25 protein-coding genes are annotated in these 21,116 nt (G+C 27.4%); 14 read left to right on the forward strand and 11 right to left on the reverse strand.

Going from position 1 to position 21,116, the window contains the following annotated elements; genetic code table 11:
- The first annotated feature begins 72 nt into the window (after positions 1-72).
- The gene (gene pyk, locus KO488_RS01320; RefSeq protein WP_216056983.1) at positions 73-1,521 is read left to right on the forward strand and encodes a pyruvate kinase; all 1,449 of its coding nucleotides are present in this window, start codon (positions 73-75) and stop codon (positions 1,519-1,521) included.
- Positions 1,522-1,535: 14 nt separating this feature from the next.
- Here pyk and KO488_RS01325 read toward each other — a convergent pair whose 3' ends face one another.
- The 3 genes from KO488_RS01325 to KO488_RS01335 form a co-directional block, all read right to left on the reverse strand.
- On the reverse strand, positions 1,536-2,729 hold the full coding sequence (locus KO488_RS01325; RefSeq protein ID WP_216056984.1) for a TolC family protein: 1,194 nt from the start codon (positions 2,727-2,729) through the stop codon (positions 1,536-1,538).
- The gene (locus tag KO488_RS01330; protein ID WP_216056985.1) at positions 2,707-3,891 is read right to left on the reverse strand and encodes an aspartate aminotransferase family protein; all 1,185 of its coding nucleotides are present in this window, start codon (positions 3,889-3,891) and stop codon (positions 2,707-2,709) included. The genes KO488_RS01325 and KO488_RS01330 overlap by 23 nt, the downstream gene beginning before the upstream one ends.
- A gap of 79 nt (positions 3,892-3,970) precedes the next feature.
- Positions 3,971-6,316 carry a fatty acid cis/trans isomerase gene (locus tag KO488_RS01335; RefSeq protein WP_216056986.1) on the reverse strand — a complete coding sequence of 782 codons (2,346 nt, stop codon included), beginning with the start codon at positions 6,314-6,316 and terminating at the stop codon, positions 3,971-3,973.
- A 96-nt stretch (positions 6,317-6,412) separates the two neighbouring features.
- On the opposite strand from KO488_RS01335, the gene KO488_RS01340 reads away from it, so the two are divergent.
- Genes KO488_RS01340 through KO488_RS01350 form a run of 3 tightly spaced genes read left to right on the forward strand, consistent with a single transcriptional unit; the run spans position 6,413 to position 8,856 of the window.
- A complete protein-coding gene (locus KO488_RS01340; RefSeq protein ID WP_216056987.1) occupies positions 6,413-7,291 on the forward strand; it encodes an aspartate carbamoyltransferase catalytic subunit in 879 nt (292 codons plus the stop codon).
- A 1-nt stretch (position 7,292) separates the two neighbouring features.
- Positions 7,293-8,255, forward strand: coding sequence for an aminodeoxychorismate synthase component I (locus KO488_RS01345; protein WP_216056988.1), 963 nt, complete (start codon positions 7,293-7,295; stop codon positions 8,253-8,255).
- A gap of 28 nt (positions 8,256-8,283) precedes the next feature.
- Positions 8,284-8,856 carry an aminotransferase class IV gene (locus KO488_RS01350; protein ID WP_216056989.1) on the forward strand — a complete coding sequence of 191 codons (573 nt, stop codon included), beginning with the start codon at positions 8,284-8,286 and terminating at the stop codon, positions 8,854-8,856.
- On the opposite strand, the gene KO488_RS01355 is transcribed toward KO488_RS01350, so the two are convergent.
- Positions 8,838-9,485 (reverse strand): transglutaminase-like cysteine peptidase, encoded by a 648-nt coding sequence (locus tag KO488_RS01355; RefSeq protein WP_216056990.1) that lies wholly within the window; start codon positions 9,483-9,485, stop codon positions 8,838-8,840. The two genes, KO488_RS01350 and KO488_RS01355, sit on opposite strands and share 19 nt — an antisense overlap.
- A gap of 42 nt (positions 9,486-9,527) precedes the next feature.
- Here KO488_RS01355 and KO488_RS01360 point away from each other — a divergent pair, with 42 nt between their 5' ends.
- Genes KO488_RS01360 through KO488_RS01370 form a run of 3 tightly spaced genes read left to right on the forward strand, consistent with a single transcriptional unit; the run spans position 9,528 to position 10,974 of the window.
- Positions 9,528-9,962, forward strand: a complete 435-nt coding sequence (locus KO488_RS01360) for a hypothetical protein (RefSeq protein ID WP_216056991.1) — start codon at positions 9,528-9,530, stop codon at positions 9,960-9,962.
- A gap of 12 nt (positions 9,963-9,974) precedes the next feature.
- Complete coding sequence (locus KO488_RS01365; protein WP_216056992.1) at positions 9,975-10,661, forward strand: AzlC family ABC transporter permease; 687 nt, start codon at positions 9,975-9,977, stop codon at positions 10,659-10,661.
- Positions 10,654-10,974: a branched-chain amino acid transporter permease gene (locus tag KO488_RS01370; protein WP_216056993.1), complete on the forward strand. Its 321-nt coding sequence runs from the start codon at positions 10,654-10,656 to the stop codon at positions 10,972-10,974. The genes KO488_RS01365 and KO488_RS01370 overlap by 8 nt, the downstream gene beginning before the upstream one ends.
- Positions 10,975-11,043: 69 nt before the next feature.
- Here KO488_RS01370 and KO488_RS01375 read toward each other — a convergent pair whose 3' ends face one another.
- The 6 genes from KO488_RS01375 to KO488_RS01400 form a co-directional block, all read right to left on the reverse strand.
- Positions 11,044-12,042: a beta-ketoacyl-ACP synthase III gene (locus KO488_RS01375; RefSeq protein WP_216056994.1), complete on the reverse strand. Its 999-nt coding sequence runs from the start codon at positions 12,040-12,042 to the stop codon at positions 11,044-11,046.
- Positions 12,043-12,080: 38 nt separating this feature from the next.
- Positions 12,081-13,073 (reverse strand): phosphate acyltransferase PlsX, encoded by a 993-nt coding sequence (gene plsX / locus KO488_RS01380; RefSeq protein WP_216056995.1) that lies wholly within the window; start codon positions 13,071-13,073, stop codon positions 12,081-12,083.
- Complete coding sequence (rpmF, locus tag KO488_RS01385; protein ID WP_216056996.1) at positions 13,073-13,225, reverse strand: 50S ribosomal protein L32; 153 nt, start codon at positions 13,223-13,225, stop codon at positions 13,073-13,075. The genes plsX and rpmF overlap by 1 nt, the downstream gene beginning before the upstream one ends.
- A 12-nt stretch (positions 13,226-13,237) precedes the next feature.
- On the reverse strand, positions 13,238-13,525 hold the full coding sequence (locus KO488_RS01390) for a hypothetical protein (RefSeq protein WP_228318949.1): 288 nt from the start codon (positions 13,523-13,525) through the stop codon (positions 13,238-13,240).
- Positions 13,526-13,641: 116 nt separating this feature from the next.
- A complete protein-coding gene (ndk, locus tag KO488_RS01395; RefSeq protein WP_216056998.1) occupies positions 13,642-14,055 on the reverse strand; it encodes a nucleoside-diphosphate kinase in 414 nt (137 codons plus the stop codon).
- A gap of 119 nt (positions 14,056-14,174) precedes the next feature.
- On the reverse strand, positions 14,175-14,450 hold the full coding sequence (locus tag KO488_RS01400; protein ID WP_152191285.1) for a 4Fe-4S dicluster domain-containing protein: 276 nt from the start codon (positions 14,448-14,450) through the stop codon (positions 14,175-14,177).
- Positions 14,451-14,741: 291 nt separating this feature from the next.
- Here KO488_RS01400 and KO488_RS01405 point away from each other — a divergent pair, with 291 nt between their 5' ends.
- From KO488_RS01405 to KO488_RS01425, 5 genes are all read left to right on the forward strand, one after another.
- Positions 14,742-15,338: a peroxiredoxin gene (locus KO488_RS01405; RefSeq protein ID WP_152191287.1), complete on the forward strand. Its 597-nt coding sequence runs from the start codon at positions 14,742-14,744 to the stop codon at positions 15,336-15,338.
- 192 nt (positions 15,339-15,530) lie between these two features.
- Positions 15,531-16,859, forward strand: coding sequence for a transcription termination factor Rho (gene rho, locus KO488_RS01410; RefSeq protein ID WP_216056999.1), 1,329 nt, complete (start codon positions 15,531-15,533; stop codon positions 16,857-16,859).
- A 171-nt stretch (positions 16,860-17,030) separates the two neighbouring features.
- Positions 17,031-17,597: an HlyD family efflux transporter periplasmic adaptor subunit gene (locus tag KO488_RS01415; protein WP_216057000.1), complete on the forward strand. Its 567-nt coding sequence runs from the start codon at positions 17,031-17,033 to the stop codon at positions 17,595-17,597.
- 30 nt (positions 17,598-17,627) lie between these two features.
- Entirely contained in the window at positions 17,628-18,392 is a 765-nt protein-coding gene (locus KO488_RS01420) for a hypothetical protein (RefSeq protein WP_216057001.1), read from the forward strand.
- Positions 18,385-18,645, forward strand: a complete 261-nt coding sequence (locus KO488_RS01425; RefSeq protein WP_216057002.1) for a hypothetical protein — start codon at positions 18,385-18,387, stop codon at positions 18,643-18,645. Before KO488_RS01420 ends, KO488_RS01425 begins: the two co-directional genes overlap by 8 nt.
- A 79-nt stretch (positions 18,646-18,724) precedes the next feature.
- Here the strand turns inward: KO488_RS01425 and KO488_RS01430 are convergent, their stop codons facing one another.
- Positions 18,725-19,393 (reverse strand): uracil-DNA glycosylase family protein, encoded by a 669-nt coding sequence (locus KO488_RS01430; RefSeq protein WP_216057003.1) that lies wholly within the window; start codon positions 19,391-19,393, stop codon positions 18,725-18,727.
- Between the two features lie 118 nt (positions 19,394-19,511).
- Between KO488_RS01430 and KO488_RS01435 the strand changes: the two genes are divergently transcribed.
- Together KO488_RS01435 and KO488_RS01440 are read left to right on the forward strand one after the other, a co-directional pair.
- Positions 19,512-20,468 (forward strand): methionine ABC transporter ATP-binding protein, encoded by a 957-nt coding sequence (locus KO488_RS01435; RefSeq protein WP_216057004.1) that lies wholly within the window; start codon positions 19,512-19,514, stop codon positions 20,466-20,468.
- Complete coding sequence (locus tag KO488_RS01440; RefSeq protein ID WP_216057005.1) at positions 20,468-21,106, forward strand: methionine ABC transporter permease; 639 nt, start codon at positions 20,468-20,470, stop codon at positions 21,104-21,106. Before KO488_RS01435 ends, KO488_RS01440 begins: the two co-directional genes overlap by 1 nt.
- Positions 21,107-21,116 lie beyond the last annotated feature (10 nt).

The raw sequence follows: 21,116 nt of genomic DNA on the forward strand, positions 1-21,116 counted from the left end.
TTGTAAAGTAATATTGTGGTTAACTTGTAACTATATTATGCTATAATTGTACAATTAAAATAAGGAGAAAAAATGAATAAAAGAACTAAAATACTAGCAACTTTAGGCCCAGCAAGCCATAGCATAGAAATAATTGAAGGCTTAATAAAAGCAGGCGCAAACATGTTTAGATTAAACTTTTCACATGGAAGTCATGAATATCATTTAAACACTCTAAATAATATAAAAGAAGCAATGAAGAACTTAAATACAACAGTTGGTGTATTACAAGATATCTCCGGACCAAAGGTACGAGTAGGAGATTTAAAAGAACCTTTTGAACTTTTACGTGGAGATATAATTACATTTTTAAAAGATGAAATTGTAGGATATAAAAAAGAAGATAAACATTATGTAGTTTCTATTAACTACCCAGATATTTTAGATAAAGTAAAAATTGATGAATACATTTATCTTTATGATGGAACAATCAGAGCAAAAGTAATTCAAATTGATGGAGAAGTTCAAGCAAGAATTGAAAATCATGGAATCTTATCTTCAAGAAAAGGTGTAAATTTCCCTAATACTGTAATTGATATTAATGTAATAACAAAAAAAGATGAAGAAGATATCGCTTGGGGTGTTGCAAATAATGTAGATTACTTCGCAATTTCATTTGTACAAAATGGAAGTGATATGAAAAGAGCTAGAAAACTTTTAAATGGTTATAAAGGTAAATTAATTGCAAAAATAGAAAAGTTTGATGCAGTTGAGAATATCGATGAAATCATGGAAGAAAGTGATGGAATTATGGTAGCACGTGGGGATTTAGGTATTGAAGTTCCTTATTATGATGTTCCAACTATTCAAAAAATGCTTATTAAAAAAGCGAATACAAAAGGAATGCCAGTAATTACTGCAACACAAATGCTTCTTTCAATGACACAAAATGAAAGAGCAACAAGAGCAGAAATTTCAGATGTTGCAAATGCAGTATTAGATGGTACTGATGTAGTTATGCTTTCTGAAGAGAGTGCAGTTGGTGAAGATCCAATTAATGTAGTTGATACTATGAGTAATATTATCTCAAGAACTGAAGATATTTATAATTATGATAAACAAAGTAAATTTGATTATCTAGATGAATTTGATGTTATACAAGCTACTGTAACAAAACTTGCAGATGATTTAGGGGCTAAAGGAATTCTAGCACTTACAAGTTCAGGAAAATCAGCTGTAAAAATATCAAGATATAGACCAAAAACTCCAATTTATGCATTTACTCATAAAAAGAAAGTTTTAAACTCTTTAACAGCAATTTGGGGAGTTAATCCAATAGGAATAATAAAAGAAGCACAAGCTTCAAAAATGTTCCAAAAGATGTTAAAAACATTAGATGCTAAAGGATTATTAGATAAAACAGGAACTTATGTAGCTACAGTAGGATATCCAGTTGGAATGCCAGGTAGTACAAATACAATTAAAATTTTAACACCTGCAGAGATTGAGTATTATATTAATTTTAAAGAAAAAAAGAAGTAGTTTTACTTCTTTTTTTATTGTAGTTTTACATATAAATTAAGTAGGGCTATTTGCTTATCAATCTCATAAGTTTTTAGCTCAATAGATTTCATTTTTTGTGAGTTTTGAAGTGTATCTAAATCACTTTGTGTTTTTAGTTCTGCTTCTTTTTCTTCATTTATGATTTTTAAAATTGAATCATAAACTTCTAAATCTTCTTTTGTAATTTGTAATCGTTCTTCAATCATAGAAATTTTATCTAGAGTAGTTTTAAAAAATGTCTCTTCATCTGTAATTGTATTTTCTAAATCAAGTTTTGATTTTAAATAATCAATTTTTTTACTTTCAATATCATTAAAAGTTCTTGTATCAAAAGGAACAGTTACTGTTAAACCAAGTGTTTGGTCATTTTCTTTATCTAGTGCTGAATTATCATCTGTTTCATGATATTTTGAATAGGTATAATAGGCATTTACACTTGGCAGATATTTAGCCATAGTCATAAATGAAAAATTTCCTTTTTTTGTGATATCAGCTTTTGCTTTTTTTATTTCAATATTATTATTAATAAACTCTTCTTTTGAAGATATCATAAAAGTTGGTAACTCAAAGTTTGTATAATCACTTGATGCAATATTATTGAAATTATTGATAAATTCTTGTTTTTGGTATTTTAAATCAACTAAACTATTTTTTGTAGTGTTTAGTGTTAAAAGGGCATTATCTAAAAATGAAGCATCTAAAAATCCATTTAGAACTTGCTCTTTTTTTCTATCTACATCTATTTTTGCATTTGCTAGAGTATACTTTGCTTTTTGTATATTTAGGTTTGTCTTTTCAATATTATATAGTAAATTTACAGCTTGTTTAATAAGCTCTTTTCTTTGCTGTTGTATCTCCAATGAAGCATAATTGTATGTAGAATTGGCATATTTAATTGCTTGATATATTCCACCACTTTGAAAAATAGGTTGATTTATAGAGATCACAGATTTCTCTGTACTATAATCTTCTCCCAAATTTTTTGTAAATTGGTATTGAATTGGATTTATCCAATCTTTTTTTAGTTTTGAACTATCTTCTTTAATTTGATCCTTAGATAGCTCAAAAGTCTTTTTTCTAGGTTCTGAAAGTATTGAATCATCATTTAAAATAGTTTGTGAAAACAAATTTAATGATATCAAAGAACATAAAAGTACTTTGATATTAGCTGATTTTAGAAAGTGCATTCTCTAACCTTTTAAATCCTTCGTTTATTTCTTCTTTTGAGATAGTTAAAGGTGGTAATAATCTTAATGTATGTTTTCCAGCTTTAAGTACAAGAACTCCACAATCAAAAGCTTCTTTAATAATTGCACTTAATGTATCTGCATCAATTACTCTAAGTCCTCTCATCAATCCAAGACCTACTTCTTTTGTAAATAGTTTTTTATTATTTTCATAAAGCTCATTTATTTTATTTTGGAAATGAATAATAGTTTCATCTAAAGCTCCAGAGTTTTTAGTTTCTTCTAAAATATCTAATACTTCAAGTGCTGCACTTGTACTTAAGTAATTTCCTCCAAAAGTAGAACCATGATCTCCAAAAGTTAAAACATCTTTGTGTATAGTTAAAACTGCACCAATTGGAACACCTCCACCTAAACCTTTTGCCATAGTTATAATATCAGGATTAATTTCATATAAATTAGAAGCTAAGAATTCTCCTGTTCTAAATGCACCTGTTTGTACTTCGTCAATAATTAAAAGTATTTTTTTCTCTTTTAAAAACTTTGCTAATTCTTGAATCTTATCTTTAGGAAAGGGTTGAACACCACCTTCTCCTTGAACTAACTCAATCATAACTGCAGCTGTTTCATCGTCGATTGCATTATAAACATCATCAATAGTATGATTATATGAAAAACCTTTAGGATAAGGTGCAAAACTTGGAGTATGCATTGCCTTTTGTCCAGTTGCTTTTACAGTTGTAATTGTTCTTCCATGAAAAGAGTGAGTTAATGTTATAACTTTATATCTTTTCTTTTCAAATTGAGTTTCTCCGTATTTTCTAGCAATTTTAATAGCACCTTCATTGGCTTCTGCCCCAGAGTTTGCAAAAAATACTCCAACATCCATGTTTGAAAACTCTGCTATTTTTTTAGCTAAAAGAGCTTGTGGTTCAATTGCATAAAGATTTGAAGTGTGTGTGATATTACTTACTTGCTTGTAAATAGCATCTGCAACTCTTTTATTTCCATGTCCTACAGAAACTACCCCAATACCTGATGTAAAGTCTATATAATCTTTTTCTTTATCATCGAATAAAGTTGCATTTATTCCTTTTTTAAAATTAACATAATTTCTTGCATAAGTTTGAAGTACGTATTGTTTATCTATTTGTTCTACCATTTTGTTTCCTATATTGTATATACTTTTTTATATTTATAAACAGATTATATCTAAAATATTTAAACGAATTATTAATATACTAGTCATTAATAGCTTTACTTATATATCTATTTAAATCCATTAACCCATAATTTAAACTATCTTTTCTTTTAAATTCACTATTAAACCAATCAAAACTTTTCCAAAAATTTGGATTAGCTCTATTTATTACAAATTTAAATATTTTCTTTTTATCATTTTCATTATTTTTATAATTTTTTAGAAGATTGAAAAACTCATTTAATTCATTTTGTTTAACTTCAACATAAATATTTGGATAAGAACCTATAAATCCTTCTATGTAATTTATAGTATCTTTTGTACTATCTAGTCTTGATTCTTCTGAAAATAGCAAAGAAACATTTTCATGCCATCTATTTATAATAATAGAATAAACTAAGTCTTTTTTATTATTCATTTTTATTCTAATATGAGCAAGATTTGATTTTGAATTGGTAAATGTTTGAATTAATTCAGAACTATTTGGAAGAGTTAAGGATTTTAGTGTTTGTTCAATTTCTTCTTTGCTCTCATAATTTTCTTTTATTTTTGAATTTATATATCCTTTTTCAATAAAATTAATTGAATCTTTTTTAATTTTTGTATGATTGAAAACTTTTTGAATAAATTCTTCTTTAAAATCATTTGTTTTATATGAGATAGAACTTTGACTTCCTGATGGAACATAAACACTTAATTGTGAGGCTAACCAACCTTTATACCAAGAAGAGAAATATGCTTTTCTTGATTGTTTTGGTAGATATTCTAAGAAATTACTTTCACCTTCAATTCTTAGTCTATCCATATGTTTTCGAACTAATAATTGATGTGGTGTATTTCCAAATATATCAAAGCCAGCAACAAGTGAATAATATATACGTTCAAGCAAAGGATAATCAATTACCCATAAAGTTTTAGGAATATTTCCTAAAGCACCTTTATGAACAGATGCTGAATTAAAGTGTCTATATATAGTTAACATCGAATCATTTTGCGTTTTTTCACCGTTCCCTTTCCAAATAGAGTTGATATCTAAACCTTTTGGATAATATTGTTTATATATTTTAGATTTATTTTCTTGGTATTTTTTAGCAAGTTCATAATTATCTAAAATAGAAGTAGTTTTTAAAATACTTGGATTATCGCCATATTGATTAGGAATAAATAGATTTTCTATATTATCATGTAAGAAAAACTTATCATGTACAGATACATCATATTTAGGATCCATAAACATAACCCAAAAATGATCTTGAATTACATTAAGAGCTACTTGACCTTTACAAACTGGACCTCGTATAAATGTCATAATGATGTAATGAATATCATCAAGCATAAACTCATATCTACTCTTTGCTGGAATTTGCTCTAATACTCTTAAAGCATTTGCTGCAATATCTTTTTCATAAGTTGCTAAATAAGGTTTTACATCCCATTTTGGTTTTATAAATAGTTCATGATATCTTTGAAGTTTTGAATTATTTAATTTATAAACCATATGTGTTTTATGAACTATTGTAGATTCTATTTTTCTAAATCTATAGAAGAATTCTTCTTTTACTTCATCATATGGAAATTTTGTAGCAATAATCTCCACTTCATTACCATTTGGAGTTTTAGATCTAACTAGTTCATAAAAGTTTTCACTTTTATCATCAAAAGATATATGAGCTAAAAAAAGATGTTCATAAATATATCTAGCACTAACTTTGTATTTAATATCTTTATTGTTTAAAAACTTTTCGAATCTTTTTATTTGTACTTGTTCTTTCTTTGGAATAATATTTTTAGGAGTATCATCTTTTGCACCATTTTTTAACCAAGTCATTAATAAATTGTATTCTTTTTTCTCTAAAGCAGGAAAACCATAAGGCATTCCTTTATGGGGATTATCGTCAAAAAATTCACTTAATTCATCATTATTTTTCGAGCAAGATAATTCATCTGTTTCGGGAGAATATTCACCTATATTTAAAGGGTTTTTATCTTTTTGAAAAAGATATTGCATCATAATAGATTCTTTTGAATTATCTAAAGAATTTACAAGAGTATCGCTAACAGAAAAGAAACCTTTTTCTCTCCATTGTTTTTCATTTACTGCATCGGTAAATAATCTTGTAGGATTTGCTGCACTTAATCTATTTGCATACATATCTTCTTTTGATGCACCTCTTTGTAAGCCTTCAAAAGATGATAGTTTTAATTGACAAGGTGAGTTATAACAAGAATGACAAGATACACATCTATTATCTAAAATTGGTTTAATATCATTTGTAAAAGAAATATCTTCTTTTATTGTTTCAAATTTGACTGGTTCTAAGGGTTTTATAGAACATGCTGTAAATAAAAGTGTAACAAGTGTTAGTACGAGTATTTGTATTTTCATTAAAATATTTCCTAAAAAAAAGTTTTCTATTATACATAAAACTTCTAATTTTTAAAGAGCTTTTTGCTAAAATCAAAATTAAAATAAAGGAAATAAATGCAGCACTTAATTAGAACTTCAGATTTTTCAAAAGAAGAGATTTTATCACTTTTTGATGATGCAAGAGATTTTTTAACATCTAAGCCAAATGAGATTTTAAAAGGTAAAATTATAGTAACTTTGTTTTTTGAAAACTCAACAAGAACTAGAAGTTCATTTGAAATTGCAGCTAAAAGATTGGGTGCAGAAGTTGTATCTTTAGATGTAGGCTCATCATCAACATCAAAAGGTGAAACTATATACGATACCGTTGCAAATATAAATGCAATGAAGCCAGATGCAATTATTATTAGACATTCAGAATGTGGCTTACCTGAAACTTTAGTGGGATATGTAGATTGTCCAATTTTAAATGCAGGAGATGGAAGACACTCCCATCCAACTCAAGCGCTTTTAGATTTATTTACAATTTATGAGCATTTTGATGGTAAAACTGATGGCAAAAAAATTGGAATTGTAGGTGATGTTAGAAACTCAAGAGTTGCAGGATCAAATAGAAGATTACTTCCTAGATTTGGAATTGAAGTAAATTTAATTGCTCCTGATTGCTTTAAATATGAAAGTGATGATTTTAAACAATTTAGTACAATTGCCGAAGTAATTGATGATTTAGATATTGTGATGAGTTTAAGAAGTCAACTTGAAAGACATAATTTAACTTATTTTGAATCTTTAAATGAATATGCAAAAGACTTTTGTATTACATCAGAATTAATGGCTGATAAAGATATCTTACTTTTACATCCAGGTCCTGTTAATAGAAATATTGATATTACAGATGAGATGTTAAAAGACCCAAGATGTAAAGTTTTAGAACAAGTTACAAATGGGGTTGCAATAAGAGCAGCTGTGTTAAAAAAACTTATATTAGCTTAGTTTGAACAAAGAAGCAATACGAGATAAACTAAATAAATTAGGTTCGCAAAAAGAACCTTTTTTGTTTGTACTTTCATATGATTTAGAAGATTTTTATATTGAAAAATTATCACAACTTCCAGTAGATATAAAATATAAATTAAACTCAAAACATATTTCAAAAATAAAACATCAAACTAGACTTTTAAAAGAGCCAATTTCATTTGTAGAATATAAAAGAAAGTTTGATTTTCTTCAAGAGCAAATTAAAATGGGAAACTCTTATCTTTTAAATCTAACTGCAAAAACAAAAATTAAGACAGAATATTCTTTAGATGAGGTTTATGATAAAGTTCACTCAAAATTTAAATTAAGATTTAAAAAAGATGACTTTAATTTTGTATGTTTTTCTCCTGAGCGTTTCATTGAAATAAAGAAAAATAAAATATACACACATCCTATGAAAGGAACTATTGATGCCTCAATTCCAAATGCACAAGCTAAAATCTTAGGTGATATAAAAGAGATGGCTGAGCATACGATGGTTGTAGATTTACTTAGAAATGATTTAGCAATAGTTGCTTCAAAAGTACGAGTTGATAAGTTTAGATATATTGATAAAATAAATGCAGGTGATAAAAAATTATTTCAAATTAGTTCAAAGATATCTGGAAATCTAGAAGATAATTGGCATGAAAATATTGGTACTATTCTTACCTCGTTACTTCCTGCAGGTTCGATTACAGGAACTCCAAAGAAAAGAACTATTGAATTACTAAAAAACATAGAAGATTATGATAGAGGATTTTATACAGGAGTGTTTGGAGTATATGATGGCAAATCATTAGATTCATCTGTTATGATTAGATTTATTGAAGAACAAGATAATGAGTTATTTTATAAAAGTGGTGGCGGAATTACTAGTGATTCAAAAGTAGAATTAGAATATGAAGAATTAAAAGATAAAATATATTTACCTTTTTAGAAAATAAAATTAAACAATAAAGAGAGTTATGGAAAAAGAAAACTATTTTGAGACAATAAAATGTGATGATTGTGAAGTTCTAAACTTATCATATCATTGTAATAGAATCGCAAATACAATAGCTTTAAATATTAATTTACAAGATTATATATATCCACCTTCAAATAAACTTTTAAAATGCAAAGTGATTTATAATGATGAAGGTGTTTTAAATGTAGTATATAGTGAATATAAAAAAAGAGAAATAAAATCTTTTAAAATAATTTTTGATGATAATATTGAATATTCTAAAAAATCTACAAATAGAGATAGATTAGATTTACTTTATAAAAAAAGAGATAATTGTGATGAAATTATTATTATAAAAAATGGTATTGTTCATGATACAAGTATTGCAAATATTGCAATTTTATATAAAGGTACATGGATAACTTCTTCATCTTATTTATTAAAAGGTACTACAAGAACTAGATATATAAATGAGAATTTATTAATAGAAAAAGATATCACTTTAGATATGTTAAAAGATGCGCAAAAAATTGCACTTATGAATGCAATGATTGATTTTGATGAATTAAGTGATTACTCTTTATCTTTATAAATTCTTTTTAAAAGTTTATTCCATTTATCTTCTTTTCCCCAGTTAACATTAACTTTTTTTGTAAATCTTTCATTTGTAAATTTATATGAATCAATTTCATTAAAAGCAAACTTTGGAATAAGTTTCTTTCTTTTTGTTAATGGAATTACTCTAAAACTTAAGTTATCTAACACAAGTGGAGTTGCATCTTTATTCTCAAGATATAATAAAACCATATGTCCAGTATTCGTACCTTTTACTTTTACAACCCCAAAATATAACTTCTCTTTTGGAATATCTAATTCTAAAAGAGTAAAATATTTCGAAATAGCATAATCTTCACAATCTCCATGTCCTTCTAATAAAAACTCTTTTGGCGTTGCCCAATGGTCAATTGATGATTTTGAATCTATATCTAGTTTTGAGAATATCTTATTCATGAAAGAGTTTACATGGGAAAGTTTCCTTATTAGTTCATAGTTTTTAACTTTCTCTTTTAATGTTTGATATTTCTCTAATCTATTTTCTATAAATTTCTTTTTCTTTGAGTTATTAATATATTCCCAATCTTTTTTAGTTAGTTTAAATTCATAGGCAAAACTATTTGTAATGGTAAATGTAATAAAAATAAGCATAATTATTTGTTTCATAAGTTATAATACCACTAAAATTCAAAAATGGAAATTAAATAAATGATTACAGATATTATAGAAAATAATGAATATAAAGATTTGGTATGCAAACAAGTAAAAGAAACAATTGAATTCTTATTAGATAATAACCAAGAATTCTCAATTACAGCAAATATTGAAGGTATGACATTTAATCCAGAACTTCCTAAAGCTATAAAAGATCAGCTTGTTAAGTTTTCTCTATTTATTTTGAGTAACTATACTTATACAACAGTTACTATAGATGATGATTTTCTTACATTTGAAGCAGGATATGGAAGTGAAAACTTTGGTTCAGTTGCAAAAGTTCCTTTACATTGTGTTTTTCAAATAGTTGTAGATGAATCAATTTTATATATAAACTCAGTTGCAACTGTTGACAAATTTAATCAAAATAAAGAGCAAAACTCAATGAATGTATTTAAAAATAATCCTAATAATAAAAAATTTAAATAGTAAATAATTAGATTGAAATATAAAAATGAAATAAAAAAAGCATTTGAAGTATCTATCCCTGTTATGATGGGATATGGAGTTTTAGGATTTGCCTTTGGATTGTTATTAGTATCTTTTGAATACTCATGGTATTTAGCACCGATTATGTCCTTATTTATATATGCAGGAGCTTTACAATTTGTTGCAATTAACTTTTTTAATGCGAAAGCAGGATTTGTAGATATTGCAATAGCAACTTGGTTTATAAATATAAGACAATCTTTTTATGGCTTATCTTTATTAAAAAGATTTAAAAAGACAGGGAAGTTAAAACCTTATTTAATCTTTGGTTTAACAGATGAAACATATGCATTACTTACAACTATAAAAGATGATGATCAATTAAAAAAAAGATGGTATTATTTTTTCTTAACAGCTTTTAATCAATTTTATTGGTTTGCAGGTTCAACTCTAGGAGCAATAGTAGGCTCAAATATAAAATTTAATACAGCAGGATTGGAATTCTCTTTAACTGCATTATTTGTAGTTTTATGTATTGAGCAATATAAAAATTTACAGAATATAGTTCCTTTTATAATAGGAGCAAGTGCTTCTTTAATAGCATTATTTATGGTTCCCAGTGACAAAATGCTAATTGTTTCAATTATTTTTGCACTTCTTTTAATATTTTTATTTAGAAAAAGAGTTGAGAATGAGTAATTATGAGATTTATATGGCCATTATTATTATGACTGTAGTTAATTATTTTACAAGAATTTTACCATTTTTATTTTTTAAAAAAAATGATTTACCACAATACATAGTCTTTATAGAAAGATTTTTTCCAGCTGTTATTATGACTATTTTAATAATGTATTCTGTGAAAGATATTAATTTTACTATTGCACCTTATGGTTTAAAAGAAGTTGGAGCTATACTATTTACTGCAATTTTACATTTAACTTTGAAGAACTATTTGATTTCTATTTTTATAGGAACAATATTTTATATGGGATTGATTCAATACTTATAGAAGTCAATTAAAAGAAATAAAAAAGGGGAAGAATATTTATTCTTCCCCTTTTTTATATTAATAAATAATTTATTTTTTAGGTGCAAATCTGAATAGTGCTGATCCCCAAGTAAGTCCACCACCAAAGGCATCAAATAAAACAGTATCACCTGCTTTAATTCTTCCTTGCTCATATGCATAGTTCATAGCCATAGGAATTGAAGCAGCTGAAGTATTACCATATTTATCTACAGTAACCACAGTTTGCTCTTCAGTCATTTCTAAAGCTTTTCCAACAGCAGTGATAATTCTTCTGTTTGCCTGATGAGGAATAAAGTGATTTATATCTTTACTTGTAAGATTATGCTTTTTCATCATAGTTTCTACATCTGAAGTTAAAGTTCTAACTGCTAATTTGAAAGTTTCATTTCCTTTCATTTTAATACAAGCCATTTTACTATCTAAAACTTCTTGACTACAAGGATGTTTAGATCCTCCACCTGGAGTTTTAATTAAATCTTCATAGTTTCCATCTGATGAACAATTTACATCAATAATTGCTTCATCTTTATTATTTGTTACAGAAATAATAGCTGCTCCTGCACCATCTCCAAAGATGAAACAAGTTCCTCTATCTGTATAATCTAAAATTGAACTATATGTTTCAGCTCCAATAATTAAAACATTTTTTTTCATACCAGATTCAATAAAAGCTTTAGCAACAGCTGTCGCATAAACAAATCCAGTACAAGCAGCACTAATATCATAAGCCATAACAGGAGGAAGACCAAGTTTAGATGCAATTAAACATGCAGTTGAAGGCATACATAAATAATCAGGAGTTACAGTAGCACAAATTACTAAATCAATATCTTCTTTATTAATTCCCGCTCTCTCAATAGCAACTTGTGCTGCTTTTGCTCCTAAATCAGATGAAGCTTCATTTTCTTCAGAGATTCTTCTTTCTTTAATACCAGTTCTTTTAGTAATCCATTCATCACTAGTATCAATTATTTTCTCAAAATCTGCGTTTGTCATAATCTTTGGAGGAATATATGCTCCAATAGATTTAAAAGCTGCATATGTCATTTACATATCCTTATATAAAAAAGTATAATAAATAATAATTATTTACTATATCGTGCTAATCTTTCCTCAATATCTTCATTAAGGTTAGAACTAGCTGCACTAATTGCTTGTAGAATTGCATTGTGTATTGCTTTAGGATTAGATTTTCCATGTGCAATAATAACAGGCGCTTTTACTCCAAGTAATGGAGCCCCACCATATTCTGCATAATCAACTCTAACTTTCAAGTTTTTAAATACTTTTCGCATTAGCACTGCACCAGCAATTGAAATTAATGATCTCTTAAGACTTTTCTTTATGATTTTACCGATAGTATCTGCAACACCTTCGGCAGTTTTTAATAGGATATTTCCTACAAAACCATCACAAACAACAACATCAACTGTTCCTTTGAAGATATCACTACCTTCTACATTACCTGCAAAATTGGGAACTTTTGATATTAAACCGTAAGCTTCTTTCGTAACTTCATTACCCTTGCTTTCTTCTTCACCATTTGATAATAATCCAATAATTGGATCTTCAAGTTGTAATACATCTTCTGCATAAACTTGACCCATAACAGCAAATTCGAATAAATTTTTAGCATCACTATCTACATTTGCTCCAACATCTAATACTAATGTATTTTGATTCTCGCTTGTAGGCATAAGTGTAGCTATAGCAGGTCTTGATACACCTTTGATTCTTCCAATTCTTAAAGTTGCTAATGACATTGAAGCACCAGAATGACCAGCAGAAACAACAGCTCCAGCTTTTCCATCTCGAACTAATTCTATAGCTTTATAAATTGTAGATTCTTTTCTTTTAAGTGCGTCTGTAGCAGAATCGCTCATACTAATTACATCATCTGTATCTAGTATTTCAATTCTTGATAAAAAGTTTTGTGGTATTAAAGATAATAATTCATCTTTTTTACCTACTGCTATTGCAGTAAAGTTATTATTGCTCTTTAAAGCACTAATAAGCCCGTCAATGATAGGTTCAGGACCGAAGTCCCCACCCATTGCATCTATTGCTATTGTATGCATTAGCTTTTATATTCACCAGTATTTGGGTTAACTGTATGAGGCATTTTCCACGTTCCATCAGTATCTTTAACTGGTCTTTTTAACGTAATCTTGTAGTGTGTTCTTCTTTTAGCTGCTCTACTATGAGAGACTCTTCTCTTTGGTACTGCCATTTTATTTTCTCCTTAAAATTCTTTTTCAAAATCATCATTATCATTTGAACATTGTTCACAGATATGATAATCACTCTTAATAGCTTCTAGTTCACCTTGAATTATTTCATCAAAGTCAATTAAACCGTCTTCTATTTCAATTACTAAATCTTCGCTTTCGTCATTTTTGATAATACGGTCAGATAATAAAAAATCTAATTTTTCATTAATTTCAATATTGTCTGTTATTCCACATCGGCAACAATCAATATCTGTATTTCCAATTAACATCGCATCAATTTTTACTAATGATTGCGACATTTTACAAAAAGTACCTTCAATTTTAACTGAATCAACAATAACTTCCAATTTTTTGGGAGTTTGCGGTGCTTTTTTAAATTCTATTTTCATTATAAAATATGTTAATTAATGAATAATTAACAAATTTCTTTTTGTGCAAAGAAGAAATTAATTTCAATATTTGCATTTTCAACTGAGTCTGAACCATGAACTGCATTTGCATCAATTGATTCTGCAAAGTCTGCTCTAATTGTACCAGCTTCAGCTTCTTTAGGATTAGTAGCACCCATTAAGTCTCTGTTTTTAGCCATTGCATTTTCACCTTCTAAAACAGTTACTACAACTGGTCCAGAAATCATGAAGTCTACTAAGTCTTTAAAGAAAGGTCTTTCAGCGTGAACTGCATAGAATGCTTCTGCATCTGCTTTACTTAATTGCATTTTTCTTGTTGCTGCAATTCTTAATCCTGCGTCTTCAAATCTTGATAAGATTTTTCCAACAACGTTTTTTGCTACTGCGTCTGGTTTGATGATAGATAAAGTTTGTTCCATAGTGTTATTCCTCGATTTTTATTAAGTCGCGGATTATATCTAAAAAATAAAAAAAAGGCAAGTAATTAAAAATTACTTGCCTTTTTGTGAGTGATGTAAAGTGTAAAACTAATTAAATATTAGTCTTCAACACAAGGTTCACCAGCTGTTTTTCCATCTCTAACTGGATTAGCTGCTGAATCTCTTGCATCCCATTGAATACATCCCTCAGTAGGACATGCATCAGCACATGCTGGTGCATCATTATCACCAATACACTCTGTACATGTTTCTGGGTTTACATAATAAATATCTTCACCTGTTGGATTCTCATCATTATCTACAATTGATTCTGTTGGACACTCGTCTAAACATGCATCACAACTAATACAAATATCTGTAATTATTACTGCCATATATAACTCCTTTTAAATTTAAAAAACTTTATCACACAAATTATAAAACTAACTTTAAAAAAGAGTAATTACTAATATTAATAAAAAAACTAGTAAATTTGAAACAATTGAATTAATATTTAACTTTGTCTTTATTATATTGTATATAATTTAGTTTTATTTACTAAGAAAGGATAATATTTATTAAATAATAAATATTTGTTTAAATTTTAAAATTTAAGCAAACTTTAGTTTTTTTTTATTGAAATTTATTATATAATACACTTCTAAACAAAAACTAAAGGAATATATATGTTAGTAACAAAAAAAGCTCCAGATTTTACAGCAACAGCTGTACTTGCAGATGGTCAAATTGTATCAGATTTTAATTTATATGAAAACATTGGTGAAAAAGGTGCGGTATTATTTTTCTACCCATTAGATTTTACTTTTGTTTGTCCATCAGAAATTATTGCTTTTTCTAAAAGAATAGAAGAATTTACTTCAAGAGGTGTTAATGTTATTGGTGTTTCTGTAGATTCACAATTTTCTCACTTTGCGTGGAGAGAAACAGATGTAAATAATGGTGGAATTGGAAGAATTAAATACCCATTAGTTGCAGATTTATCTAAACAAATTTCAAAAGATTATGATGTATTATTTGGTGAAGCTGTTGCATTAAGAGGTTCTTTCTTAATTGATGCAGATGGAACTGTAAGACACTCAGTAATTAATGATTTACCATTAGGTAGAAATATTGATGAAATGATTAGAATGGTTGATACTATGTTATTTACTAATGAGCATGGTGAAGTTTGTCCTGCTGGTTGGTCAAAAGGTGACGAAGGTATGAAAGCATCAACTGAAGGTGTTGCAGAATATTTAGGAAAACATGAGGGTGATTTATAATCACTACTTATTTATAAGATAAGGTGTCAAGTTTCTTGGCACCTTTTTTTATGTTTAAATTTAATAAAAAGTCAAAATAATTGACAAATTTCAAAATTCACACTACAATAACATTATTACTTAATAAAAAACTACAAAAACTACAAAAATTACATAATCTAAAATATGTACAATCAAAGGTAAATATTACTAATGGAAGAGTCTAAAACTCAGAGCAAAACAACAACAAAGAGTCCTAGAAAAGCTAGAACTCACGTACCAGTTGAAGGGTACAGAATTGAACAACTAAGAGAACTTACACTAGAACAACTTTTAATAATCGCAAAAGAACTTGATGTAGAAAACCCACAAGAATTAAAAAGACAAGATTTAATGTTTAACATTTTAAAATCTCAAATTGATGCAGGTGGATTTATTTTATTTACAGGAATTTTAGAGATTAAAGATGGTGGATTTGGTTTCCTTCGAGCTATTGATGGTAACTTTTCTGATACTTCTAATGATTCTTATGTAAGTGCAACGCAAATTAGAAAATTTGCACTTAGAACTGGAGACATCGTCTCGGGGCAGGTTAGGCCTCCTAATAAAGATAGTGAAAAATATAACGCACTATTAAAAATCGAAGCTATTAACTACCTACCAATAAAAGAATCAAAAAATAGACCATTATTTGATAACTTAACTCCTCTATACTCAACAGATAAATTTAAATTTGAATATGACTCAAAAAAGATGACAGGAAGAATGTTAGATTTATTTGCTCCAATGGGAAAAGGGCAAAGAGGTTTAATCGTTGCACCTCCTAAGACAGGTAAGACTGAACTTTTAAAAGATTTAGCTCATGGTATTTCTAAAAATCATCCTGAAGTTACTTTAATGGTATTACTAATAGATGAAAGACCAGAAGAAGTTACAGATATGCAAAGAAGTGTAAAAGGTGAAGTTTATTCTTCTACTTTTGATTTACCTGCTCAAAACCATGTAAGAGTTGCTGAAATTGTTATTGAAAAAGCAAAAAGACTTGTAGAGATGAAAAAAGATGTAGTTATTTTATTAGACTCAATTACAAGACTAGCACGTGCTTATAATACTGTAACTCCAAGTTCTGGAAAAGTACTTTCAGGTGGAGTTGATGCAAATGCATTACATAAACCAAAAAGATTCTTTGGGGCTGCACGTAATATTGAAGAGGGTGGAAGTTTGACTATTATTTCAACTGCTTTAATTGAAACTGGTTCAAAAATGGATGAAGTTATTTTTGAAGAGTTCAAAGGTACTGGTAATAGTGAAGTTGTATTATCAAGAAATGCAGCTAATAAAAGAGTTTATCCTGCTCTTGATATTATTAAATCTGGTACTAGAAAAGAAGAATTACTTCTTACTCCTGAAATCTTACAAAAAACATGGATTTTAAGAAATGCAATTGCTTCAATGGATGAAGTTGAAGCTTTAAAGTTTCTTTACTCAAAAATGCAAAAAACTAAAAACAATGCGGAATTTTTCGCAGGAATGAATGAATAAAAGGAAAGCTTTTTAAGCTTTCCTTTTTTTATGCCTTAATCACTTTATTCTCCCATAAACACTTCTCAAATAAGTAATCTTTTTAACTATTTTAAATTATTATTTAATAACTAATTTAAAATAAATAGCTATAATCCTTAATATACAGTATATGAACTAAGGTTAAAATAGATGTCTAAACTCCATTACCCAAGTGATGACTTACAAAAGAATATCATAAACTTAAAAGAACAAAGAAACCTAGAATCAGAAATAAACACAATAAAATTCCAAAATAAAAAACAATCTATAATCTCTCCAACAGATGGCTTTGTAGCAAAGATGATGATAAATACAATAGGTGGTGTAGTAACACCAGCTGAAAAACTAATATCTATAGTTCCAAAAGATGCACAACTAATAGTAAAAGTAAATGTACTAAACCAAGATATAGGTTTTATAAAAAATGACATGATTTCAAAAATCAAAATAGATACTTTCTCTTTTCAAAAATATGGATTTTTTGAAGGAAAGATTATCAATGTAGGAAATTTTTCCCTTGATGATGAAAAGCTAGGACCAATATATGAAGTTAAAATTGAACCAAATGGAGAAACTTTGATGGTTGAAGGTAAAGAGCGATACCTAGAAGCAGGTATGAGTGTAACTGCTGAGATAAAAGTAGGTAAACGTAGAGTTATTGAGTTCTTTATATATCCTATTATTAGGTATTTAGATGAAGGTTTGAGTGTTAGATGATGAAAAATATTAAATTTAAAGGATTATAATATGGGACTTGCAGTAGGAATGATGTGGACATTATATTTAATTGTATTACTGATATTTTGGGTTATATTTAGAAAATTTATAAAAAGAAAGATTTATAAAAATATATTTTTAGCTTTTTTAGTTCTTCTACCATTTTGGGATGTGCTTATTCAAAAAACAATAAAGACATATTTTGAAATATTTAAGATGAATCCAGTTGTTTATTCATACCCAGAGCGTGATGCAAATGGAAAGATTGAGAGTTTGGGATTATCTGATGTTACACGTTTTCTTATTAATAGTAGTGAAACTACAAGATATATACAATCATATTATGATGATATACCTCAAAATGTTGATAGATATGTTGAAGTACTTGTATATCAATATAACTTAAGAAAAAGAACTCAAAATATTGTAAGAATCAATATAAATAAAATCCCCTATACATTTGAGAATATAAATATAAAAAAAGCTAGATATCAAATTCAAACAACAAAAATTGAAGATAGTTTTTTTGGATTTTATAGTAAAAAAGAATTTTTACTTATAGATACAAAAAATAAAAAAACATTAGCTAAAGCAGCAGCTTTTTATTTTCCAAACCATAGATGGTATGCTTGGTTTAGAGATGATATATTGTTTGATGGAGATAGATTAGGTTGGAAAACACCACCACCTATATTGTTTGTAAAAGAAATATCAAATTTAGATGAAATGATAAAAGAAGTATTAAAAATAGAAATGCATACAATAGATAAATATAAAGGATTTAAAAATGACTAGTATAAATAAAATTACAGATATGGGATTACTTACAGAATTGGCGTATTTAAAATTAGAAAGTAATGAGTATAAGATACTTGCCCCTGATGATTATTTATCTGAAAATTTAATAAAGTTTATTAATAAGTATGATATTGGGATCACTGGCATAAAAAATGAAGGTAGAAAAGATGAGATGATTGCACTTCTACAAAAATATGAAATAATAGATTTTGCTAGTGATCAAAAAATCCGGGGACAGTATACTAATTAACTAAAGGGAAGATATTTCTACTCCTTCAAAAATAAGAAAACTTTGTAGAGATGAAGAATTCTAGGATAAAATAAATAATTTAAAAGGCACAATTCATAAACACTTTTCTATATTGTTCTACTCTAAAATCAAAGGTTGTATAGTTTGGGTTTCTGATTTTTTGTTCTTTATAATAAGAGCTTGATCCTATAAATCTATTTGCAGCATTTGATGGTGATGTTAAACTTATTGTTTGGATTTTTCTATCATCAAAAAAAAATGAATGAACTTTTGGAATTTCATTTGAAACTTGGATAAACTCTATTTTTTCTTTTTTTAGAATTTGTCTTAAAAAATACTCAGGACCATTTTTAGAATTTCCTCCTGTAAAAATTATAGTTTCAATAGTTTTAAACTTTTTTAAATATCCTAAAATATTTCGCAGTTCAATATCTCTCATACCTATATCACTTGCATCTACTTTTTCTCTTTTACAAGTGTTTACAATATCGCAAACGCCAATCTTTTGAGAAATTAAAAACTCTTTTCTTTTTGCTATTTCTTCTTTTGTATTTTTATACTCTAAATTTAAATCAAAAATGACATCTAAGCTTTTCCATAATAATCCATCTTGAGAACCATAACAAAAATCTACATCATTTGGTTTATACTCTTTAGTACAAAACCTAGGTGGTGGAAGTGTTCCTACAATGATTTTTTTTGTATTTGTATTAAGAAAAGGTTCATAAGGGTGAAAGTGATGAAACATAAAGAATACCTTTTTTATAGATATATTATTTAATATATCTAAATATTTTTATTAATTACTTATTTAATTCATATTTTATACATTTTTATATACTATTCCAGCTTGATAAGGGAAAATTATGATAAATATAAAGAATCTAGATAAGTATTATAGTGATACAAAAGTTTTAAATAATATTTCTATTGATATAAAAAAAGGTGAAATTTTTGCGATTGTTGGACATAGTGGTGCTGGAAAATCTACACTTCTTAGATGTATAAATGGTCTTGAAAATTATTCAGATGGTTCTTTGATTGTAAACAATAAAGAAATAAAAACACTAGGAAAAGATGAATTAAGAGAGTTTAGAAAAAATATTGGAATGATATTTCAACACTTTTCATTAATTCAAAGAAAAACAGTTTTTGAAAATGTAGCTCTTCCAATGCAATTATGGGGATTTAAAAAAGAAGTAATTTCTAAAAAAGTAAAAGATTTATTAGAATTAGTTGGATTAGATAAGAAAATTGATGCATATCCAAATCAATTAAGTGGTGGTCAAAAACAACGTGTGGCAATTGCAAGAGCTTTGACATTAGACCCAGATATTTTGTTAAGTGATGAGGCTACCTCCGCACTTGATCCAAATACAACTACATCTATTTTAAATTTATTAAAAGAGATAAATGAAAAATTAAATATTACTATTATTTTAGTAACTCATGAAATGGAAGTTGTAAAGCAAATTGCACAAAAAGCATTATTGCTAGAGCATGGAAATATTATTGGTTTTGATGATACTGAAGAGTTATTTCTAAAACCTGATAATAAAATGAAAGAGTTTTTAGGAGAAACTGAAGTTGTACCTAATAGTGGTGTTAATATTAAGATTTATTTTCCAAAAGATAATGCTTTTCAATCTTTTATTACAAAAATGGCACGACAGTTAGATATGGATTTTAATATTGTATGGGGAAAACTTGAAGAAATAAACACTCATATAGTAGGTAATATGGTTATAAATATTGAAGAAAAAGATAAAGAAAAAGTAACAAGCTATATTAAAGAACACAAAATTATTTGGGAGGTATTATAATGTTTGATATTTTAGTTCCAGCTCTTGGAGAAACTGTTTATATGTCATTTGTTTCAACTTTCCTAGCTTTAATAATTGGCTTCTTTTTAGCAATTATTTTAACACTTACATCAAAAGGTGGATTAAGAGAGAATTTAAAAGTTTATTCAATACTTGATGTTGTTATAAATACTTTAAGATCATTTCCTTTTATTATTTTAATGATTGTTTTATTTCCACTTACAAAGCTTTTAATAGGAAAAAGTATTGGAACAACGGCTGCTATTATTCCTTTGACAATTGGAGCGGCACCCTTTGTAGCTAGATTAATTGAAAGTGCTTTAAAAGAGGTTGATATTGGTGTTATTGAAGCTGCTAAATCTTTTGGTGCGAGTGATTTTCAAATTATCTTTAAAGTCATGTTAGTTGAAGCCTTACCTGCTATTATTTCAGCAATTACTCTTACTTTAATTACTGTAATTGGTTTTTCTGCAATGGCTGGTGCTGTTGGTGGTGGAGGTTTGGGAGATGTAGCAATTAAATATGGTTATTACAGATTCCAAACAGATACTATGATTTACACTGTACTAATTTTAATCGCCTTAGTACAGATATGCCAAAGTTTAGGCGATTACATATATAAAATTACAAAAAAATAAAGGAAAAAAT

It is taken from the genome of Poseidonibacter lekithochrous (assembly GCF_018861145.1).
GTDB lineage: Bacteria > Campylobacterota > Campylobacteria > Campylobacterales > Arcobacteraceae > Poseidonibacter > Poseidonibacter lekithochrous_A.

What these genes read in the sequence shown, in the direction of transcription:
- KO488_RS01375 (WP_216056994.1), bottom strand. Translation starts at nt 12,042, where the DNA reads ATGACATATGCAGCTTTTAAATCTATTGGAGCATATATTCCTCCAAAG.
- KO488_RS01435 (WP_216057004.1), top strand. Translation starts at nt 19,512, where the DNA reads ATGATAAATATAAAGAATCTAGATAAGTATTATAGTGATACAAAAGTT.
- ndk (WP_216056998.1), bottom strand. Translation starts at nt 14,055, where the DNA reads ATGGAACAAACTTTATCTATCATCAAACCAGACGCAGTAGCAAAAAAC.
- KO488_RS01350 (WP_216056989.1), top strand. Translation starts at nt 8,284, where the DNA reads ATGGAAAAAGAAAACTATTTTGAGACAATAAAATGTGATGATTGTGAA.
- KO488_RS01335 (WP_216056986.1), bottom strand. Translation starts at nt 6,316, where the DNA reads ATGAAAATACAAATACTCGTACTAACACTTGTTACACTTTTATTTACA.
- KO488_RS01405 (WP_152191287.1), top strand. Translation starts at nt 14,742, where the DNA reads ATGTTAGTAACAAAAAAAGCTCCAGATTTTACAGCAACAGCTGTACTT.
- KO488_RS01440 (WP_216057005.1), top strand. Translation starts at nt 20,468, where the DNA reads ATGTTTGATATTTTAGTTCCAGCTCTTGGAGAAACTGTTTATATGTCA.
- KO488_RS01325 (WP_216056984.1), bottom strand. Translation starts at nt 2,729, where the DNA reads ATGCACTTTCTAAAATCAGCTAATATCAAAGTACTTTTATGTTCTTTG.
- KO488_RS01425 (WP_216057002.1), top strand. Translation starts at nt 18,385, where the DNA reads ATGACTAGTATAAATAAAATTACAGATATGGGATTACTTACAGAATTG.
- KO488_RS01370 (WP_216056993.1), top strand. Translation starts at nt 10,654, where the DNA reads ATGAGTAATTATGAGATTTATATGGCCATTATTATTATGACTGTAGTT.
- rpmF (WP_216056996.1), bottom strand. Translation starts at nt 13,225, where the DNA reads ATGGCAGTACCAAAGAGAAGAGTCTCTCATAGTAGAGCAGCTAAAAGA.
- KO488_RS01340 (WP_216056987.1), top strand. Translation starts at nt 6,413, where the DNA reads ATGCAGCACTTAATTAGAACTTCAGATTTTTCAAAAGAAGAGATTTTA.
- KO488_RS01400 (WP_152191285.1), bottom strand. Translation starts at nt 14,450, where the DNA reads ATGGCAGTAATAATTACAGATATTTGTATTAGTTGTGATGCATGTTTA.
- rho (WP_216056999.1), top strand. Translation starts at nt 15,531, where the DNA reads ATGGAAGAGTCTAAAACTCAGAGCAAAACAACAACAAAGAGTCCTAGA.
- KO488_RS01430 (WP_216057003.1), bottom strand. Translation starts at nt 19,393, where the DNA reads ATGTTTCATCACTTTCACCCTTATGAACCTTTTCTTAATACAAATACA.
- KO488_RS01360 (WP_216056991.1), top strand. Translation starts at nt 9,528, where the DNA reads ATGATTACAGATATTATAGAAAATAATGAATATAAAGATTTGGTATGC.
- KO488_RS01330 (WP_216056985.1), bottom strand. Translation starts at nt 3,891, where the DNA reads ATGGTAGAACAAATAGATAAACAATACGTACTTCAAACTTATGCAAGA.
- plsX (WP_216056995.1), bottom strand. Translation starts at nt 13,073, where the DNA reads ATGCATACAATAGCAATAGATGCAATGGGTGGGGACTTCGGTCCTGAA.
- KO488_RS01355 (WP_216056990.1), bottom strand. Translation starts at nt 9,485, where the DNA reads ATGAAACAAATAATTATGCTTATTTTTATTACATTTACCATTACAAAT.
- KO488_RS01420 (WP_216057001.1), top strand. Translation starts at nt 17,628, where the DNA reads ATGGGACTTGCAGTAGGAATGATGTGGACATTATATTTAATTGTATTA.
- KO488_RS01415 (WP_216057000.1), top strand. Translation starts at nt 17,031, where the DNA reads ATGTCTAAACTCCATTACCCAAGTGATGACTTACAAAAGAATATCATA.
- pyk (WP_216056983.1), top strand. Translation starts at nt 73, where the DNA reads ATGAATAAAAGAACTAAAATACTAGCAACTTTAGGCCCAGCAAGCCAT.
- KO488_RS01390 (WP_228318949.1), bottom strand. Translation starts at nt 13,525, where the DNA reads ATGTCGCAATCATTAGTAAAAATTGATGCGATGTTAATTGGAAATACA.